Raw genomic sequence first — 2,509 nt, forward strand, 5'->3', positions numbered from 1 at the left:
CTGGCATCAATCCATCTCAAAGGAACCCACAAAGGGTTCAATATTCAAGCTCTACTGGCTTAAATCGGCACACTGTTGAGTTCTCAAACAACACACGCACACCCGAATCAACCACTCACACGAGCGAACTCAACGGAGGCTGGTATTGCGTCAAGTCTGTTTTGTCGACCTGGCCCGTTCCGGCTGTTTCACCGGCTCGTGCCGCGCTGACTTGGAGAAAGTTACACGCCCGCCAACGGCGGGATCAAATCGGGGGTGCTTTTCGCTGTGGACAACCTCGACAGGGTGTCTACTTCCGTTGCGCGCCAAGGGTTCTCGTGAGACCGCGCCGAGCCTGGCCGCGGCAGCCCGAGTCAGCGCGCCATCAGCGCCGCACCCTCGGCCGCGCGACTGTTTTCGCTGATCAACAACCCGGCGGCGGGCCGGAGCGGGCCGTTAGGTCCTGAGTGGACACTGCGTGCGCCGTCCCCTGTGATCGCGGTCACTTTCCGACTGAGTTGGCCTAGCCTGCCGGTACTCCTGGCTACCGGGCGCCACCCGAACGGCCGTTTTCCGTCTCGCGGCGACGCTTCTACGTTGAACGGTGGCGGAGTTCGACGTCGTCGCCGTCCCTTCGGCTGAGACCCGCCCGGCATCCACCGGGTTCGGCCCTGCCCACCGGCAGGCCGCTCATCTGAGGAGTTGATCCATGCTTCGACGAACACTCGCGTTGGTCGTGACCAACGTGGCGCTCGGCGCGACCCTGGTCGTGGGCGCGGCCCTGCCCGCGGCAGCGGCGCCCGCGGCCATCGCGCCCGCGGCGGTCACCACCCTCACCTACGACGACAGCGCGGCGGCCGAGTTCAAGACCGCGGTCGCCCAGGGTGTGGCCATCTGGAACAGCAGTGTGACCAACGTGCGCATCGTGAAGGCGACCGCCGGGCAGCGCGTCAACATCCGGGTCATCGCCGACAACGGGTGGCCGCGCGCGACCCTCGGCCCGGTTCGGGCCACCGGCAGCGGCACGGTGTGGATGGGCCGCCTGGCGGTCAGCCAGGGCTACAACGTGGTTCGGATCGCCGCGCACGAATTCGGCCACTCACTCGGCTTGCCGGACCGGCGCACCGGGCTCTGCTCGGACCTGATGTCGGGCAGCTCGGCGCCCGTGAGCTGCGCCAACGCCAACCCGAGCGCGGCAGAGCGGTCACGGGTGCAGAGCAACTACGCGGGCTTCGCGGTGACCAGGACACAGGTCACCGGCCGCCCGGTCGTGATCATGGACGCCGCGTAGCGCACTGACGCGGCGGCCGTGCCCCGGCGATCCCGGGCGCACGGCCGCCGCCGAAGTTTCCCCGATCCGGTGAACCGGTCCGACCGACCGTCCGTGTGCAGTGCATCCCGCCGACCAGAGCGGGAGACCCCACGGATCACCGGAGCCCCCCATGCACCGCACCCGCGTCACCACCCTCGTCCTGTCCGCTGTCGCGCTGTCCGCCGTCCTCGCGGGCTGCGGACGGCTCCAGGCCGTCGACGGCACCGCGTCGCCCGCCGTGCAGCCGGGCGCCGAGGCCATCCAGCCCGCCGCCGCGGCCGTCACCGCCGCGATACGCACCGCGCAGGCGGACGAGCTCGGTCCGATCGTGACCGACGGCGAAGGCAAGACCTTCTACCGGTTCGACAAGGACACCGCGAAACCACCCACGACCACCTGCGTCGGCGAATGCGCCACCGCGTGGCCCCCGGTGCTGGTCGATGACCCGGCCGGGCTGGACGTCGCCGGTTTCGACCGCGCGCTGCTCGGGACGGTGGAGCGCGCTGACGGCGCCCGCCAGCTCACCATCGCGGGCTGGCCCGCGTACCGCTACGCCAAGGACGCCGCCGCGGGCGAGGTCAAGGGCCAGGGCGCGGGCGGCAAGTGGTTCGCGTTCACCGCCGAGGGCAAGAAGGCGGGCTCCCCGGGCGGCCCGGCCGTCGCGCTGGCGGTGATGAAGGTCGGCACGCTCGGCCCGATCGTGACCGACCGCGAGGGCATGACCCTGTACCGGTTCGACAGGGACACCGCCAAGCCGCCCGCGTCGAACTGCGCGGGCGACTGCGCCGTGAAGTGGCCGCCGGTGCTGGTACCCGCGGGCACCGAGGTCGCCGTCGACGGGCTGGACAGGGCTGCCGTGGGAACCGTGGCGCGCCCGGACGGCAACCGCCAGGTGACCATCGGCGGCTGGCCGGTGTACCGGTTCGCAGGCGACAAGGTCCCGTGCGACACCTTCGGCCAGGGCGCGGGCGGCACGTGGTTCGCGGTGACCGCGACCGGCGGCAAGGCAGGCGGCTGAATCCGCTGGGACTGTCCACATGGGCCGAGTCCAACCAACCACAACAGACCTTGTCGGTCTGACCAGGGTGGGTGGGCGCCAGGAACTGGCGAAGCGGGCGATGTGCATTGTGGACCTCGCCCGCGTTCGCGCTACTGCGTGGACCCCAGCGGGAGCACGTCGTACTTGGCGGCGGTGGTGCCGTGCAGTTTGGTCACGTC

General features: G+C 70.2%; 2 protein-coding genes. Both read left to right on the forward strand.

The features are described 5' to 3' along the window. Positions 1-688: 688 nt before the first annotated feature. A complete protein-coding gene (locus ACT4N7_RS22165) occupies positions 689-1,270 on the forward strand; it encodes a snapalysin family zinc-dependent metalloprotease (RefSeq protein ID WP_444830739.1) in 582 nt (193 codons plus the stop codon). A gap of 151 nt (positions 1,271-1,421) precedes the next feature. Next, positions 1,422-2,309 (forward strand): hypothetical protein, encoded by an 888-nt coding sequence (locus ACT4N7_RS22170; protein ID WP_444830740.1) that lies wholly within the window; start codon positions 1,422-1,424, stop codon positions 2,307-2,309. Positions 2,310-2,509: the final 200 nt, after the last annotated feature.

Source organism: Actinokineospora sp., assembly GCF_052390155.1.
Taxonomy (GTDB): Bacteria; Actinomycetota; Actinomycetes; order Mycobacteriales; family Pseudonocardiaceae; genus Actinokineospora.